This window comes from Agrobacterium tumefaciens (assembly GCF_005221325.1).
Taxonomy (GTDB): domain Bacteria; phylum Pseudomonadota; class Alphaproteobacteria; order Rhizobiales; family Rhizobiaceae; genus Agrobacterium.
This window is the reverse complement of record NZ_CP039888.1, coordinates 1,261,991-1,277,008: the sequence shown is the minus strand read 5'-3', so window position 1 is coordinate 1,277,008 and position 15,018 is coordinate 1,261,991. Positions and strand designations below refer to the sequence as shown.

The 15,018-nt window shown below is 56.2% G+C and carries 18 protein-coding genes and 1 tRNA gene; 6 read left to right on the top strand and 13 right to left on the bottom strand.

The window, feature by feature from the left end:
• Nucleotides 1-96 precede the first annotated feature (96 nt).
• From CFBP5499_RS30455 to CFBP5499_RS06695, 4 genes are all read left to right on the top strand, one after another.
• Nucleotides 97-360: a hypothetical protein gene (locus CFBP5499_RS30455; protein ID WP_080825097.1), complete on the top strand. Its 264-nt coding sequence runs from the start codon at nt 97-99 to the stop codon at nt 358-360.
• A gap of 15 nt (nt 361-375) precedes the next feature.
• The gene (locus CFBP5499_RS06705; RefSeq protein WP_080825098.1) at nt 376-603 is read left to right on the top strand and encodes a hypothetical protein; all 228 of its coding nucleotides are present in this window, start codon (nt 376-378) and stop codon (nt 601-603) included.
• 342 nt (nt 604-945) lie between these two features.
• Entirely contained in the window at nt 946-1,098 is a 153-nt protein-coding gene (locus CFBP5499_RS06700) for a hypothetical protein (protein WP_173986916.1), read from the top strand.
• Nucleotides 1,099-1,198: 100 nt separating this feature from the next.
• A tRNA-Ser gene (locus tag CFBP5499_RS06695) sits at nt 1,199-1,288 on the top strand.
• A 582-nt stretch (nt 1,289-1,870) separates the two neighbouring features.
• Here the strand turns inward: CFBP5499_RS06695 and CFBP5499_RS06690 are convergent.
• The 13 genes from CFBP5499_RS06690 to CFBP5499_RS06630 form a co-directional block, all read right to left on the bottom strand.
• The gene (locus CFBP5499_RS06690; protein ID WP_080825101.1) at nt 1,871-2,182 is read right to left on the bottom strand and encodes a hypothetical protein; all 312 of its coding nucleotides are present in this window, start codon (nt 2,180-2,182) and stop codon (nt 1,871-1,873) included.
• A complete protein-coding gene (locus CFBP5499_RS06685; protein ID WP_080825102.1) occupies nt 2,179-2,523 on the bottom strand; it encodes a phage head completion protein in 345 nt (114 codons plus the stop codon). Before CFBP5499_RS06685 ends, CFBP5499_RS06690 begins: the two co-directional genes overlap by 4 nt.
• Nucleotides 2,520-3,692, bottom strand: coding sequence for a phage portal protein (locus CFBP5499_RS06680; RefSeq protein ID WP_158523264.1), 1,173 nt, complete (start codon nt 3,690-3,692; stop codon nt 2,520-2,522). The genes CFBP5499_RS06685 and CFBP5499_RS06680 overlap by 4 nt, the downstream gene beginning before the upstream one ends.
• A 19-nt stretch (nt 3,693-3,711) precedes the next feature.
• Nucleotides 3,712-4,251, bottom strand: a complete 540-nt coding sequence (locus CFBP5499_RS06675) for an HK97 family phage prohead protease (protein ID WP_080825104.1) — start codon at nt 4,249-4,251, stop codon at nt 3,712-3,714.
• Nucleotides 4,251-4,529 carry a head-tail connector protein gene (locus tag CFBP5499_RS06670; RefSeq protein ID WP_158523265.1) on the bottom strand — a complete coding sequence of 93 codons (279 nt, stop codon included), beginning with the start codon at nt 4,527-4,529 and terminating at the stop codon, nt 4,251-4,253. Before CFBP5499_RS06670 ends, CFBP5499_RS06675 begins: the two co-directional genes overlap by 1 nt.
• 1 nt (nt 4,530) lies before the next feature.
• On the bottom strand, nt 4,531-5,697 hold the full coding sequence (locus CFBP5499_RS06665) for a phage major capsid protein (RefSeq protein ID WP_080825106.1): 1,167 nt from the start codon (nt 5,695-5,697) through the stop codon (nt 4,531-4,533).
• A 265-nt stretch (nt 5,698-5,962) separates the two neighbouring features.
• Nucleotides 5,963-6,250: a hypothetical protein gene (locus CFBP5499_RS06660; RefSeq protein WP_080825107.1), complete on the bottom strand. Its 288-nt coding sequence runs from the start codon at nt 6,248-6,250 to the stop codon at nt 5,963-5,965.
• A gap of 10 nt (nt 6,251-6,260) precedes the next feature.
• The gene (locus CFBP5499_RS06655; protein WP_233284179.1) at nt 6,261-7,871 is read right to left on the bottom strand and encodes a terminase large subunit; all 1,611 of its coding nucleotides are present in this window, start codon (nt 7,869-7,871) and stop codon (nt 6,261-6,263) included.
• A gap of 666 nt (nt 7,872-8,537) precedes the next feature.
• On the bottom strand, nt 8,538-8,795 hold the full coding sequence (locus CFBP5499_RS06650; protein ID WP_080825110.1) for a hypothetical protein: 258 nt from the start codon (nt 8,793-8,795) through the stop codon (nt 8,538-8,540).
• 187 nt (nt 8,796-8,982) lie between these two features.
• Nucleotides 8,983-10,074: an AAA family ATPase gene (locus CFBP5499_RS06645; protein ID WP_080825111.1), complete on the bottom strand. Its 1,092-nt coding sequence runs from the start codon at nt 10,072-10,074 to the stop codon at nt 8,983-8,985.
• Nucleotides 10,074-10,274 (bottom strand): helix-turn-helix transcriptional regulator, encoded by a 201-nt coding sequence (locus CFBP5499_RS06640; RefSeq protein WP_080825112.1) that lies wholly within the window; start codon nt 10,272-10,274, stop codon nt 10,074-10,076. Before CFBP5499_RS06640 ends, CFBP5499_RS06645 begins: the two co-directional genes overlap by 1 nt.
• A 234-nt stretch (nt 10,275-10,508) precedes the next feature.
• Complete coding sequence (locus CFBP5499_RS06635; protein WP_080825113.1) at nt 10,509-11,672, bottom strand: tyrosine-type recombinase/integrase; 1,164 nt, start codon at nt 11,670-11,672, stop codon at nt 10,509-10,511.
• Nucleotides 11,673-11,922: 250 nt separating this feature from the next.
• Complete coding sequence (locus CFBP5499_RS06630) at nt 11,923-12,261, bottom strand: hypothetical protein (RefSeq protein WP_080825114.1); 339 nt, start codon at nt 12,259-12,261, stop codon at nt 11,923-11,925.
• A gap of 329 nt (nt 12,262-12,590) precedes the next feature.
• On the opposite strand from CFBP5499_RS06630, the gene CFBP5499_RS06620 reads away from it, so the two are divergent.
• Nucleotides 12,591-13,679, top strand: a complete 1,089-nt coding sequence (locus CFBP5499_RS06620; RefSeq protein ID WP_080825115.1) for a septal ring lytic transglycosylase RlpA family protein — start codon at nt 12,591-12,593, stop codon at nt 13,677-13,679.
• A 72-nt stretch (nt 13,680-13,751) separates the two neighbouring features.
• Nucleotides 13,752-14,924 carry a D-alanyl-D-alanine carboxypeptidase family protein gene (locus CFBP5499_RS06615; protein WP_080825116.1) on the top strand — a complete coding sequence of 391 codons (1,173 nt, stop codon included), beginning with the start codon at nt 13,752-13,754 and terminating at the stop codon, nt 14,922-14,924.
• The last annotated feature ends 94 nt before the right edge of the window (nt 14,925-15,018 follow it).

The window sequence follows — 15,018 nt, the reverse complement described above, 5'->3', positions numbered from 1 at the left end:
CGGAAAATAGCCATACAAAGCTTTAACCTGAGGCGACCGGCATTGAAATGACGTTTTGCCGCTGCTACCTGATACCAACCAAGCAAAGGACGGCAGATGGCAGCGCGCGACAGATATTCCCGAAAGCTCGAATGTTCCAAATGTGGTCATCAGGGTTTTGCCGAAGCATCGGAATCGGATGACAAGAGCCGTCGGGACGTCGATTTTCGCATTGATGACATGCCGAGGGGATTTCGCACGGAACGTGCCTCGGGCGATCCGACGGATTTCATGATCCGCTGTGGCCAATGCGGTAATATATTCCGCTTCCTGCAGAAAACCGCCTATGCGCCTGGAGGCGAACCGCGCGTTAAGGCCTGAACGGGAGAGACCGGCATGACTTTACCGCAACAGGAGAACGGAAGCCCGCAAAGGCGTAAGCCGATCTGGCCCTGGATCGTGCTTCTGGTGCTGACACTTTCGGCCATCTATTCCTATAATCGCGCCAGCGAAATCATTGCGGAATTCTCTGACAACTTGCCGCCGGCACTGCTCAACCTGTTCGAGGATATTATCCGAGGCGGTGGCCGGCACGGCAATGGCGGGCCAGGCATCGGCGTTTGAGGTCAGGGCGGCACAGAGAGGCGCAGGCCTTTTGGCAGCACTTCATCTTGCATGTCCATAAAAGAAAAAAGCCCCGCAAACAGGCGGGGCAAGGTTGATCGCTCGGGGAAAGTTGGGCAATGCCCGGGAGCGATGGCTTGATATAAGTGACAACAGTGTTGACGCGATAGGCCATTTCCGTCCCAAACAGTACGCCTATGCATAAATTTCGCTCAATCTACAGATTTTTGAACGATGAGTTATGCAAATCTGTAAGACAACTTGACAGACTTTCGCTTTATTCTTTGCATTGCCTCGAATTGCACATATTCGCCTTTAACATAACGTGACATGAGCAGACGCATGGATAAATCGGGAATCCTCTTCGTGGCGCTTTTGCTGGTGCTTGTCGCAATCGTTCTCAGCCTGACACTGTTTGATTCAGCGCAGCAGGTTCCGAATGTTCCTTCCGGGGAAGGCTCGCTGCTGCCTCCTGCGGCCACGCCCGGACAATGATCTGCGGGCGGGCCCGCAGAGGTACAGTGCAGGCAGGCGTCGGCGTAAAACGGCGGGATTGACGGGCCTTTTCAAACCGCTATAAAGCCTCACCACCGAAGGATGGGTGTCCGAGTGGTTTAAGGAACCGGTCTTGAAAACCGGCGTGCGTGAGAGCGTACCGTGGGTTCGAATCCCACCCCATCTGCCATTTACTAGCGAAATCAATGACTTGAAGCGGTTTTTATCCCGTTGCCATACCCTCACTTTTTTATGTGTCGTCATCAGTTTCGACCGAAGTTTCTTCTTTTAGCTGCATGAATCGGTGTATCAGTCGTTTCTGCAACTTGGAGGAAACTCATGACTTCGATTCGCTACATAATCACCGCTGAATTTCTGCATCATGTGCCAGACGGACTAAACCCAAATGATGGGACTGAAGTCACGAAGTCGGTAGACGGACGGAGGACATGGTCCGTTTCTGCTGATGACAAATTCGGTGATATCATGCGTAAGGTTGAGCGGACAAACCCCTATCGTGTGACAATTACTGAGGACAGCGCAGAATCGCTTCCGTACTGACGCAGTCGATATTTACGCTCGCGCGCATGCTGCCCGCCCACTCTGGCGGTAAAGTTCATTGTGGTTTTGCCGATCCTGTGCGAAATTGCGTGAAATCTTCTTTGCTCATTTCGATCTTCTTTTCTGTGGCCCGTCTCGCTTTCACCAGCGCGGCGGGTTTTCTTTTGCGCAAACGAAGAAAAGCCCCACGGGATCAACCGTAGGGCTTTGGTCAGGCTGCCTTGTAGAGCGCCTTCAGTTCGTCCAAGTCTTCAGCGAGCATGCTGCTATAGGCCGTTGCTGCCGCTTCTGCCAAAGCTTTGGCGAAGGGTGAGTTTCGCACCCACTGGAGCGTTGACTGCCCCTCCTTCGGTTTGACGTGCGCCACAGCGAACCCGTGTTCGTGGTCGTGGGTCAAGACTACATCGCGGATCGTCATCTGCATGTCGGGCAAGAAGAATTGGACCTTTGCCAGCTTGCGAAAACCCGTTTCCCGGTCATGGCCCTTACTGATAGGCTCAATGCTGATAGTCTTTACCTTCACGGTGTTCCTCCTTCTGCTGTGAACGTGATGAAAGCTCCTTTCTTATCCGGCTTCATCATTTTGACGTTGTAAGAGCGCCCGGAACGCTTGTCCCGAATGCTCCATGTTGTGTTAACGGCCTTAGTGGCGGGCTGCTGACGGATAGTGATTTCCACCGTTGAAACGCCTCGCGGGACGTTATTCAAAACCATTTCATCGCCACTACGGACCTCGATCCGGCCCGACGTGGTGAAGATCGTGGTGACGGGACCGGCTCCGGGGATTATGCCCCCGAAACCGTCATTGCCGTCTGTCTTGCGCCGGAATTCAAAAACGCCGCGAAGATCGCCGCCCCCCGTCATTGCTGCGCCTCCGATGCCTGGGCATTTTGTGCCACGCCAAGTGCCGCCATGTTCAAGGGCTGCATATAGGTGTCGCCGCCCGGAACCTTGCTCATGTTCTCGAATGCGCGAATGTCATCCACCGACAGGAATCCTGCTTCACGGCCAATCTTGTACGCCGCGTAGCGGGTCGAAAGGTCACCCCTGAGAAGGCCGCTCAAATCGTGCTCGATATAGTGAGTCTTGCGAGCTTCAGGCGAAAGCAGCGTCGTGTTGTAGACGCTCTCGATTCGCTTGGCCCATGGCGCAAGGACTCGAGTCACAAGAGCGCGGCTTTCCTCGCCAATGTTGCTGTAGGTCGCATCGTCCGTAATGCCGACTGCGGAAGGCGGGACGCCATACACGCGGCAGATATCCAGATTTGACAGCTTGCGGCTTTCGAGGAATTCGGAGTCCTTGGAAGAAAACTGGAAAGTCTCGAATTTCGCGCCGCCGTCAAGAATCATGACCTCACCGGCTTTCATCTGCCCCACGAAGCGCTCCTTGAACTTCGCGATTGCGCCGTCCTTGCCGGGGCCGGAGAGCTTTTCAGGAAACACCATCGCTCCAGCCGGACGGAAGTTGTTTTCTGCCGCCGCGCCTGCTGTGTCCTGTTGAGCCAAGGCAAGGCCGAAAGTCGCGCTTGCGATCTGGATAGGCGACAGACCTAGAATGCCGTCTTTCGTCCGGTAGCGCACATGCAACATCTCATCTTGCGTGTATGTCTGTGTTCCACCGTTCGGCAATGCCACCTTGTAGCGAAGGCGTCCGGTTGACAGGCGTTCCACCGTGACCGATGGCGACGGGATAGGATGCAGCGCGGTAATCTGACTGCGGCCATTTCGTTCAATCCGGGCATAGGCATTGCCATACATCAACGCCGAAACATTCATCCATTCCCGGCCCTCAAAGGCCGTCAGGAGCGGCGAGAACGTATCCTTCAGCACCGGGTACAGCGCGTGATCAGAAGCCGTTTCCCGGCCACCGTCATCCGTTCTCCGGTACACCTTAAGGGGAACACCCGCCAGTTGCTCCGCGATAAGCTGGATGCACCGGTGGGCGACGGCATGGCCGCTTGCCTTCTCAATGTCGGCACGGGCTTGCCAGCGCGCACCAAGGAATTCTCCCAAGAAAGGGTCGCTCGATGCCACGGCCCGATTCTCTTTCGTTTTAAACGGCCACATAAGCACCTCCCTCCAATTCCAGAATTCGAATACGACGTTCCGCGTCCGTCATCGGCTTGCGGGACCGGACGGCCAGAGACGTGCCGGAATAGGCCGGGAACGCCTGCACGACGCTGATTTCGCGAAGGTCCACGGCCTTCAGGGTTCGCTTTTCGCCGTGCCATTCGTCGCCGCCTTCAGGCACATTGAAGCCAAAGGACATGCCGCCGATATCATTGCGGGCAGCAAGCGAAGCGATGTCGCGGCCCAACTGGGTATCGGGAAGCTCCAGTTCGAAACGGAGTCCCTTTTGATCCTCTTCGAGGATCAAGCTGCCCGACGCGCTACGGCCCAACACCTTGCCGGGGTCATGATCGACAAGCGCCAGAATGTCAGGGTTGGATTGAAGTGAATCACCAAAAGCACCGGCCTGAATCACTTCGCTGAAATCGCCAATGCGGGTTTCGAGGCCAAACGTCGCAACATAGCCCGTCAATTTACGGCCCTTGGCTGTTACGTCCGTTGCCGCTCGTTTTTCAATAGTCATCAGAAGCTCACCTCCCTGAATGGCTGCACAAGGGCGTCAACGCCGAATGAGATTGCTTGTGGTGGTTTCTCCGCTGCGGCCTCACGAAAGGCAAACCAATGCCCGATTAGCAAAAGCGCCGCATGTTTGACGGGGGGTGAGGCCAGCTTGTCGGCAGGTACGCCGATTTCTGAAATGTAGCCTTCCGCCGCGTTGATGAGTGTCGAGACGTAGGCGTCATCCTCCGGGTAATCTACCCGGAGGTGAGCCTTTGCCTCTGCGAGAGAGACAGACGCCATATTAGGCGACGGCCTTCCATGCGAACGCTTCGGGATGGCGTACAGCCACGTCAGCATCAAGGAACGCATGCAAACGCAGACCGCCCTTAGAAGCGTCAGTGTAGGGGTTGGCGAGAATGTCCACGCCGCTCCAGTAACCAATCATGAGGTTGGCAAATGCGCCGAAGATCAGCGGGTTTTCGCCGCTAATGGTCGGAACCTGATTCGTGGCAACAACGCGCTCATTGTGGAACGTGTCAGCCGTGGAAATCGGGCGCTGCTGACCGTCCTTCAGCTTGCGGGCAACGCCCATCAGCGCCGGGTTGGTCAAGAAGCCCGTGGTGCCGGTCACGTCGTCAATCTGTAGTGCTGCGATCAGGTCCGCTGCAATGTCCGTCAGGTCCGTGGCCGTGGTCGCGCTTTCCGTGATTTGCGTCAGGATGCCAACGGGCTGCTTTGCGGCGGCGGTGCCGTTGATCGCAGCGGAGTCGAGAGCCTGCGCAAGAACGAAAGCCAAGTCCTGACGAAGCACGTTTTCGAGCGCAACGCCGTTCTGAAGAAGGAGGCGGCGGGAAAGGTACATTTCGCCGGAAACCGTCTTCGGAGACAGCGAAACCTTGTCAAAGGTCGCATCGCTCGCCGTGGTGGCCTCGTCTTCGTTGATCCAATAGGCCTGCGGGCCAGAGGTCAAGCGCGGCAGGTCGAGATTGCCGGTCAGACCGGAAATCACAGTAGCGCCGAGAGACTGGACAGCAAGAACCGGGCGAAGACGATCAATCAAGCCGCCCATGTTGGTTGCAACGGTATTGCCAGCGGTGCCAGTCGTGAGCATGGCGCGGTTCTCTTCACCGAAGATAAGAGCCGTAGGAACCATAACGCCGCGCACCTCACGGCCCTTGGACAGTTCGTCATGGACTTCACGTTCAACGCCGGTCAGACTATCGCCATTACCTTCGCGGATGGCCTTGGAAACGGAATAGGAGCGCAGTTCGCGGGCCATGGCGTCACCCTGCGGTGCGGCTTCGTGGCGTTCGAATTCTGCGATGGTTGCTGCGTTTTTGATCTGGCCGTCAAGGGCGCGAATCTCGCCTTCGATTGCGGTAAACTTCGCGGTGTCCGGGTTCTCGCCGAGGGCCTTAAGTTCGTTGAGCTTTGTGGAACGGGTTTCGCGAAGATGATGAATGTTCAAATATAGTCTCCTTTTCTAGTAAGCGCGCAAAGAGCCATGCCGATGCGGAATTGCTCGGTTGGGTAGGCGCAACAATGTCGTGGTTGTTATGGTGCCGCCTCTCCAAGAAACGGCTTCCTTTTCCGTGCTTCGCACGGGCTGCCCGCCCCTCATTCGGGACAGGCTCGCCGGGTCAAGTCTTGTGCTTGCATCCGGTGATTTCAGTTATACTCGGTTTTGCTTTTGCATCAACAGTAAATCGCAAAAATCAACTGTATTTATTTCTTCATGGTTTGCTTGACAAAACACCGTCTCGGATTTTTTCTGGAAGCTCCAATTCCTCGCTGAGGCGGGCAATGAGAGGGCTAGTCGGGTCGAGATGAAATCCTTCATCGAATTTCACTCTACCTTCCGGCAAATCCTCTAACTCATAGTGAATTGGCTCAAACTGCCAGCCATTTGAGTTATCGGAGGTGCAAACAAAGTTTGCTTTTGCATCAGGGCTGTATCCTCCCAACGAATCCAACCCGAAATCGCCCAATCTTATCGAGAAAACTCTTCCCTGTAGCGTCATTACTTTCCTCCTATGCATCTTCCAAAAAACACGCAGGAAGTGAATCGTCTTCCTCATGTCGCGCAGCAGTTTGCAACGCCATGGCGAGTGCGACAAGCCCGTCAATGCGCCCGGAGGCCTTCGACTTATCCAGCTTGCGAGCACCAGAGGGGTCTTTTGTGATGACCGCATTGGCCGCGCACATTCGCATAAGCGGATTTCCTGCGTGGTTTACCTTCTGTTGCGCGACCGCTACTTCCAGCATGTCAACGGCTGGAGACATGTCTTTGTATCCTTGCCCGAACGGCGTTAGCGGCAACTCAATCGAAGCCTTGGCAAGCTCTCGCTTCAGGTCTTCAATGCGCCACCGGTCGAATGCGATTTCCTTGATATCGAACCTCCCAGCCTCATCCGCGATGTATTCCGCCACTAAGGCAGGGTCTATGACCTTGCCCGGCAAGAGGGTGAGCCGCGACGATTCCTGACGCGCCCAAACATCGTAAGGAACGCGGTCATTCTCACTCTTCCCGGCGATATCGAACTCTGGCAGGAAGAAGCGGGGCAATACAGTCGCAGGGCCACCATCATCAGACGGAAACACCAGAACGAAGGCCGTCAAATCGCGCGCCGCCGACAAATCAAGAGCGCCATAGCATTCACGGCCTAGCAACGCCTCTTCGTCAATCGGGCCTAGATCGCAATCGTTCCATTCCCGTGCGGCGATGAACCTCACTGTCCCGTCAATGCGCTGATTCAGAATCTTGTTTCTGAAGTCCGCTTCCTTTGACGGAATCCGCTGCGCCTGCGCTGCCATGCGCTCGACCTGTTCTAGTGCAAGGAAGTCACCTAGAGCCGGGTTAGCTTTGATCCACGTTTCGTAAGACCATGCATCTTCCTCAGGGTCAGTCGTGAACAATGCCAGATGAAAGCTCTCGTCCTCGATCTCGCCGCTTTTGACCTTCAGGCCGTAATCGATCATCTCCGAAAAGAAATGCGTGTCGTCTTTCGCCTGTGTGCTGATCACGACAACAAGCGGTTCGTCACGCGCACCAAGAGCGGAATCCATGGCGTCGAAGAGGTCGCGCTTCACCCAATACCCGGCTTCGTCAGCAAGGAAGAACGATGGCGACAATCCAAGCTTGCTGTCGGCATCGGCGCTCACAGCCTTCAGAACGGAGCCTTCACCGGGATAACCCGCTTCGACTTCGATCTCTTTCGAAAACTTGATGATATTCACCCGCTCCGAAAGCTCGACGTGGGCTTCCAGCATCGCTTTGCATTCCGCCCAGGCCTTACCGGCCTGAATCTTGTCCATTGCACCGAAATACAGTTCGCCGCGCTGCTCGGCTTCAGGGCCTACCAGATGGCAAAGCGCAAGTGCCGCGCTCAGGCCGGTCTTTCCGTTCTTGCGGCCCATAGATAGGACGGCGGTTCGCACAGGGCGGCGTCCATGTTCGTCCGTGGCGTAGATCGGTGCAAGGAACTCGTCTATCTGCCAGTCACGCAACTGCATGTTCTGGCCCGCAAGTTTGCCCTGCGTAATTTTCATGTCATTGACGAATGCGACGACGGCTTCAAGTCTTGTGAGGCCTTCGACCTCCCAAGGAAGCACCTTGCGGTGCTTCGGCTGCCCGCCACTCATGATATCCCCGGTCTTACGGGATGCTTTCGGCTTCGCGCCGGGTCCACGACGGCCCATTAATTCCTCCTTTCATTGTTCATTTTTTCATGACGATTTCCTTTTCGTCGTTCAATATTTGAAACTAAGTCTTTGCGAATGCCCCACGCCGATCCCAAGCACGTTGACTCTCGTCCTTCGAGGCCCCCTAGGGTCACAGCGCGTCACACAGCGTCATTCCAGCCCTCAGGGTCGATGGGGTTGCCATCCACGTCGAAGCCAGCCCACGCACGCCTGAAGCCGGAACTCCTACCTGTCTTGGCCGTGCGTCTGTCCTTCGCATTCGTCTTGCGGTTATGACAGGATGCGCACATGCTGGTAAGGCCGGACAGGGGAGGGAACGCGTCACCTCCCGCGTTGATCGCCTTGTCATGGTCTACGACTTCCGCAATCTCGATAACGCCTCTTGCCCTGCATGGCTCACAGACCGGGCATTCCCTCAGCTTGGCTATGCGCAGCCGTTGCCACTGTGCCGTGTTATACGGCCATCTGCTCATGGCTTCGTGACAGGGCGGGCAGCACCCTGACGCGTAGCGGCAGGGATAACCTTGACCGGGATAGGCTGCTTCGACTTTTGGCCATCGCGGCTGTTGTGTGCAAACACCTGTCTATTGATCTGACCGTACTTCCTCATTGCACTGCCACCCATTCACCGTGTCCAACGGCTTTAGCCAGACCATGGCGCTTCAGGCGCAACAGCACCTCATTGACTTCGTGACGTCCGTAACCCGTCAGCCGTGACAAGATCATAGGCGCTGCCGGTATTGACCGCTTCCGTAGGAGGGCAAGAACCTTTTCGTCTGGCTCCGGCAAACCACTCCAAGCGACCGGCTTTCCTACCAGCGCGTTGATGACCTGCATGTTTTCGGTGTGTGTCCTTTCGTTCATTCGTTTCTCCTCTCGTCTATATGGTTGGTACAAACGGTAGTTACGGTAGTTTGCACAAACCGAAATACCCTTACTACCGATACTATTTAATGTGATGCTAGAAGGACTTAGCTAAACAGTCCTCATATTAGCAATTATGAAACTACCGTAACTACCGTTGCTACTGCATGGTATGGTAGTTTCGTCGTCACGCGCTTTTCGGCTCCAGTCCGCGAAGCACCCATTTGCCGCGCCCGATCCTCGTAACCTTCCGGCTGGTACTCAACCGTTTCAGGCTCTTCGAAACGTCAAGCGGCTTTTCGTGGATGACTGCCGCCAGTTCGCTAGGGCCAATAGGATTGCCATTCATGAACCCAAGTTGCTGCAATATCTTGCCGGTGACGCTCCCGTAGTCCTTCAGGTCGCTATCCTCGCTTTCGGTATCCATTGCCCAAACGCAAGAATCGGCGTCGAATCGAACCCTGAAGTCAAACTCCTGAAAGTCGCGCCCACGGCCATAAAGCCCCAAATCGCCGTTTTCATTCGGGACAAGCAAAATCGTGCCATCTGCCGCACCTGAAATGCCGCCCGTGCCGCTGACACGATCAAAAGGATCGACTGCGCTTGCACTGCCCTTGTTCGTATGGTGGACGATGACGATGCAAACCCGATACTGGTTTGCCAGTTTCGTCAAAGGTCGAACGTCACCATAATCGCGCTCATATGGATCAACCTTGCCCTTGCGCGGCTCTCGAAACATTTTGAGAACGTCCACGATGACTAAGGATGCGTCGGGGTGAGCTATCAGCCACTCCTCCAACTCCTTCAGTCCGCCTTTTTCTGCCGTTGGTATCTGGATTTGGAAATCCAGCGCATCGGTGAATGATTCCGCGCCTTCGATTTCCTGCTTTCCCAAGCGGTCCTGAAGACGGATGAAACCATCTTCTAGCGCGAGATACAGAACGTCACCTTGTTCGGTTCGATGCCCCATGAACGGGATTCCGGCCTCCACGCAACGGGCCAGCTGTAACGATAGCCACGATTTTCCCTGTTTTGGTGGACCGACAAGAAGAAGGCAACCGGCAGGGAACAAGCCCTCCACGATCTGGCGCGGCCTCTCAAATCTCCGCCGCATCAACTGCTTTGCGGTCAGTCTTACTTCTTCAGGTTCATCTTCCTGTTCTGGCTTTGGCTTTGAGTTTCGCGCTGGCGCGCTCAGGGCGGCCCGCCTCTGTCCAATCTTTTCGAAGTTGACCTTCCCTGTCCAACCGGGAGAGTCATCTGCATTTGCTACTTCCATCAGTGGGTGGTGCGGGCTGCAATGCGTTCATCAAGCCAAGCCGTTACCTCTGACCGCACGTATGCTATGCGTCGGGTTGAAATCTGGACAGGTTTCGGGAAATGACCCGTTGCACTCAGAATGCCAAGCTGAACGGCTGAAAACGTGGTTTCGGCGGCTGCCTCTTTTGGTGACATGAGTCGCGGTAGTTCTTTCGTCATATTTTCTCCTCTCTCTGGACGCACGACGTTGTTACCGGACCTCCTTTGGCCGGTGCGAAAATGCGCTGATTGTTTGTGATTGCCGTCACTCGCTGGCGACAACGCGGTTATAACTCCAAGTATTTTCTCCTAGCAACCAAAAACTGCAAAATATGCCAATGTATATTTTTGCGTTTATTGCTTGACGTTTTGACGTCCTCAGAAAAATTTCAGAATTCCGTTGAAAAGACTTTGTTATTTCCGATTGACAGACTTTGATTGGCAATAATCTGACCAGTCCTGCATCAACTTACGACGCTTCGCCAACGCATCTGACCGACGATAAGCGGCCTCCGTCTTGTCCTTGAGCGTGTGAGCAAGCGCTGTTTCAATGACTTCGCGTGGATGATGTGTCTCGTCACCGGCCCAGTCTCGGAACGAGGATCGCAAGCCGTGCAGCGTCTCTGTGCCGCCCGTAGCTGCGCGCAACGCCTTAACCATGGCCGTGTCTGATATTGCCTTACCTTCGCTCTCACCTTCGAACACAAGCTCACCCGTGGCCATTTCCCGCCGCTCTTTAAGAATTTCCAAGGCCCGCGCCGACAAGGGGACGCGATGCTCTTTACCTGCCTTCATCCGTTCCGCTGGAATGATCCATAGAGCGTTTTCCAAATCGATTTCAGACCAGACCGCGCCCCGTGCTTCACCAGAGCGAGCCGCAGTCAGACAAGCGAATTCCGCCGCGACAGACGACACCCCTTTAGCTGCCCGAAGCTTCTTGATGACAGCGGGTAGGGCCTTATAGTCGATTGCCTCATGATGGCCGCGATACAGCTTTTGCCGGGCAGGGAGCAATTCCTTAAGGCCGCCGCGCCAGTCGGCAGGATTGTCGCCGGTATAAAGGCCGCGCGCCTTGGCATGGTCGATCACGGCTGCAATGCGCATCCGGGTCCGGTCGGCTGTCTCGGGCTTCTCTGTCCAAATGGGTTTGAGCGTCTCAACCACGTCATCACGAGTGATGTCGGCCACCGCTTTCTTGTGCAGCGGCGCGGCGTACTTGTCGAGAGTCATGCGCCATGCAGCCTTGTGGCCCTTGCTCTTGGACTCGGTCATCTTCTTTTGGATTACGTCTTCCATGATCGCGGCGAAGGTCGGTCGCACCGCCAGTTCCTCGCCACGCGCCAGACGCTGCCGGATGCTTTCGGCTTTCTCTCTGGCAAGATCAAGAGAGACAGGCGCGGTTCCTTGCCCGTAGCCGCCGAGTCCTATCTCGGTGCGCTTGCCGTCTCGCTTGTAGATGAAGAACCATTGCTTTGAGCCGCCCGCCCGGACACGTAAATAGAGCCCGTCGCCGTCGCTATAAATGCCAGCGCTGGAAAGCTTCTTGATCTTCGTTTCCGTGAGTTTGTTCCGCGCCATTTCCGTATCCCGTTGCCATAACTTAGGGATGGAAAATACGCATAATACGCCGATTTACAAGGGCAATGCATACGTAATTTCAATGTGTTACAAGGATCGGCGGACACCCCATCTGCCATTCAGCCAAAACGACTATGACGATGCGACGAAGCGGGAATGCTCCCGACGTGTAGTCAGGATTTGAAATGGCCAAAAATCGGCATGACAGGAAACCCGCCTTCCGGCGGGTTCCATGCGGTTGTTGATCTCATCAGATTTCCGGGCAGCCCCGTTCGTTTGCGAATGTGATGCGATCTTGGCCGCGGCGGGTGAAACCTTCGACCACGACGCGGCGGGGGGTGACGCGCACGACTTCGGGATCGCGCAGTCCGGCTTCACGAGCGGCGGCGCGGGCTTCACGCTCGCTGCAGCCGCGCATACGGGGCGGGCCGCGGCGGTCCATGTCACGGTCACGGTCGCGGATTACGGGGCGAACGCCGTCGGGCCCGATTCTGAGTTCCATGTCCTGCGCCCCCGCGGGTATCGTTGTGGCGAAGGATGCGAGGGCGAGGCCGATTGCCAGGCCTGTGGTTTTCATAAGCTTGATCATGTTTCCTCCCTCAGCCGGAATCGGCGGAAGCTCGTTTGTTTGCGGGGAGAAAACGCCGTCGTCCCCAGTTTGTTCCTTGCGTATACGCTGGAGAGGGGCGGCGAAGGTGGGTAAAACTCACCCCAGCGGCGGGTCAAAAACATAGAAATCATTAACCACGTTCGTTACAATTTTATCGAATTTGCAGAAGTCGTTCGCATTTTCGCCACGTTATGCACAAGATTAAGCGACTGTTAGGTGCTTCGATGGCAGGGGCAATTTATCGAGGCAAGTGAGGGTGCGGTTCTCCAAGCCAGTAAGCGTGGGCCAATAAGCGTGGGGCAGACGATTTGAATTCTACGGTCAAGAAACTCGGCATCAGCACCAGATCGGGTGCGAAGTGGCTTGCAATTTCCGTGCTTTGCGCCGCGACGGCTTCGTGTTCCACCACCACTGAGACCAAGCCTAAGCCCAAGCGCAGCAAGGAATATTTCTCTGAATCGGAATATGGCGTCAAAGCCAGCCCGCGTGTGGCCGATGGGAAGAGCATTCCCAAGGGCGGCGGGCGAGAGCTGGTCGGCAATGCCTATACGGTCAAGGGCCGTCGTTATTTTCCGAAAGAAGAGCCGGGTTATAACAAGACCGGTCTTGCTTCCTGGTACGGTTCCGCCTTCCACGGCCGCCTGACGGCGAATGGCGAAGTCTACGATAAAGAACACCTTTCCGCCGCACATCCGACATTTCCCCTGCCGAGCTATGCGCGCATCACCAACATGGAAAATGGCTCGTCGGTGCTGGTACGCGTCAACGATCGCGGTCCCTTCCATGAGGGTCGCCTGATCGACGTTTCTAGCAAGACCGCCGATCTTCTCGACATGAAGGCGACGGGTACGGCGAATGTGCGTGTGCAATATGCCGGCCGTGCCCCGCTTGACGGTCACGACATGCCCTATCTGATGGCCTCCTATATTCCGAAGGGCTCGCGCTCGCCGGGCGTCGCTCCGGAAGGGCAGATCGCAACGGGCGTGATGGTGGCTTCGGCTTCTCCGAACTTCGTGCCGGCTCCGGCGTCCAACCCGAATTATGGTAGCTCCACGCAGACGGCGCTGGTCGGCTCCAAGAAGAATGCCGCACTTCAGGCCATGCCACTCGTCAACGGCGTTCAGCCGGCTTTCGAACAATTTGTTATCCTGCCGGAAATCGGCCCATTCCTGGCCGAGCGGCCGGAGGGCAATTTCATGCGTGAGCCGGCAGCACCCGGCGGCAATTATCTGCGCGTGCCGACGCCGTCCTCTAAATATTCGGCGGCCTATTCGGAAGAATCAGCTACGGTTTCCAAGACCGAGCGCGCCTTCGACAGCGTGCTCGTCGATCGTGGTGCGCTCAACGAGCAATCGATACTCGCCCATGTGAAGCGTCAGCAGGCGAAGTCGCGCTGACGGATTGAGAGTAGGCTGCCTTTCGCTTTTATTGCGTGCAGCCGGTTGCAGTACGCAGGACTGGGCGGTTTCATGCGCAAGGCCATTCATCGCTCCTATCGGTCGGTCATCGTGGCGGCCGCTTTTGCATTTTTCAGTGCGGGCGCGGCGCAATCGCAGACGGGTCCCTTCATCGCCAAGGCTGAACAGGCCTATATGATCGATGCCGAGACCGGCACGGTGCTTCTTTCGCAAAACGAAGATCAGTCCTTTCCGCCCGCGTCACTTGCCAAGCTGATGACGGTGGAGGTGGTGCTTAATGCGCTGTCCAAGGGGCAGGTGACGCCGGAGACCGCCTATCCGGTCTCGGAATATGCCTGGCGCACGGGCGGCGCTCCCTCGCGCACTTCCACCATGTTCGCGGCGCTGAAATCCTCCGTCGGCATCAACGATCTCTTGACCGGCATCATTGTGCAGAACGCCAATGACGGCTGCATCATCGTGGCTGAAGGCATGGCCGGTTCGGATGCCGCCTTCGCCAAGCGTATGACGGCGCGGGCGGGTGAACTTGGCATGAACCGCAGCATATTCGCCAATTCAACGGGGCTTCCCGACCCCGGCAACCAGACGACCGCCAGGGATATGGTGCGTCTGGCCCAGCATCTGCACGACACCTATCCCGACCGTTACGCGCTTTTCACCAAGCCCGATTTCGAGTGGAACCGGATTTTCCAGCGCAACAAGAACACGCTGTTGATGCCGGGTAGCGGCATAGATGGTCTGGGGCTCGGTTTTGCCGAAGGCAGCGGTTTTGCCGCCGTCGTTTCAGCCGAACGGGAAGGGCGCCGCGTCTATCTGGCGCTCGCAGGCATTGCAGATGACAAGACACGGCAGGAAGAAGCCCGCCGGGTGGTGGATTGGGGCCTGACAGCCTTCGAAAAACGCCATCTTTTCAGCAAGGATGAAGCGGTCGGCGCCGTCAGCGTCTATGGCGGCGATGTCTCGCATATCGATCTTTCGCCGAAGGAAGATGTCAGCGTGCTGGTGCCGGTGAATAATCCGGAGCGCATTTCCGGCCGCATCGTCTATCGCTGGCCGCTCAATGCGCCGCTGGATATCGGCGCGAATGCCGGAACGCTCAAGATATTTTCGGGTGAACGGCTGCTGCGCGAAGTGCCGCTTTATACAAGGGCGGCTGTGGGCAAGGGTTCACTCACCCAGAACGCGACGGGCGCGCTGAAGGAATTGCTGCTCTTCTGGCTGTGACGGCCATTTTCGCCGGCCTTGTTCCTATGTTTTTGTTCAGGCACTGGTTTTTCCGAAAAGCGCTTCACACATTTCGCTTCGATGCTGTAAACAG

What these genes read in the sequence shown, in the direction of transcription:
- CFBP5499_RS06630 (WP_080825114.1), bottom strand. Translation starts at nt 12,261, where the DNA reads ATGATCAAGCTTATGAAAACCACAGGCCTGGCAATCGGCCTCGCCCTC.
- CFBP5499_RS06685 (WP_080825102.1), bottom strand. Translation starts at nt 2,523, where the DNA reads ATGACGGGGGGCGGCGATCTTCGCGGCGTTTTTGAATTCCGGCGCAAG.
- CFBP5499_RS06650 (WP_080825110.1), bottom strand. Translation starts at nt 8,795, where the DNA reads ATGAACGAAAGGACACACACCGAAAACATGCAGGTCATCAACGCGCTG.
- CFBP5499_RS06705 (WP_080825098.1), top strand. Translation starts at nt 376, where the DNA reads ATGACTTTACCGCAACAGGAGAACGGAAGCCCGCAAAGGCGTAAGCCG.
- CFBP5499_RS06655 (WP_233284179.1), bottom strand. Translation starts at nt 7,871, where the DNA reads ATGAGTGGCGGGCAGCCGAAGCACCGCAAGGTGCTTCCTTGGGAGGTC.
- CFBP5499_RS06645 (WP_080825111.1), bottom strand. Translation starts at nt 10,074, where the DNA reads ATGGAAGTAGCAAATGCAGATGACTCTCCCGGTTGGACAGGGAAGGTC.
- CFBP5499_RS06660 (WP_080825107.1), bottom strand. Translation starts at nt 6,250, where the DNA reads ATGACGCTACAGGGAAGAGTTTTCTCGATAAGATTGGGCGATTTCGGG.
- CFBP5499_RS06635 (WP_080825113.1), bottom strand. Translation starts at nt 11,672, where the DNA reads ATGGCGCGGAACAAACTCACGGAAACGAAGATCAAGAAGCTTTCCAGC.
- CFBP5499_RS06675 (WP_080825104.1), bottom strand. Translation starts at nt 4,251, where the DNA reads ATGACTATTGAAAAACGAGCGGCAACGGACGTAACAGCCAAGGGCCGT.
- CFBP5499_RS30455 (WP_080825097.1), top strand. Translation starts at nt 97, where the DNA reads ATGGCAGCGCGCGACAGATATTCCCGAAAGCTCGAATGTTCCAAATGT.
- CFBP5499_RS06670 (WP_158523265.1), bottom strand. Translation starts at nt 4,529, where the DNA reads ATGGCGTCTGTCTCTCTCGCAGAGGCAAAGGCTCACCTCCGGGTAGAT.
- CFBP5499_RS06615 (WP_080825116.1), top strand. Translation starts at nt 13,752, where the DNA reads ATGCGCAAGGCCATTCATCGCTCCTATCGGTCGGTCATCGTGGCGGCC.
- CFBP5499_RS06640 (WP_080825112.1), bottom strand. Translation starts at nt 10,274, where the DNA reads ATGACGAAAGAACTACCGCGACTCATGTCACCAAAAGAGGCAGCCGCC.
- CFBP5499_RS06700 (WP_173986916.1), top strand. Translation starts at nt 946, where the DNA reads ATGGATAAATCGGGAATCCTCTTCGTGGCGCTTTTGCTGGTGCTTGTC.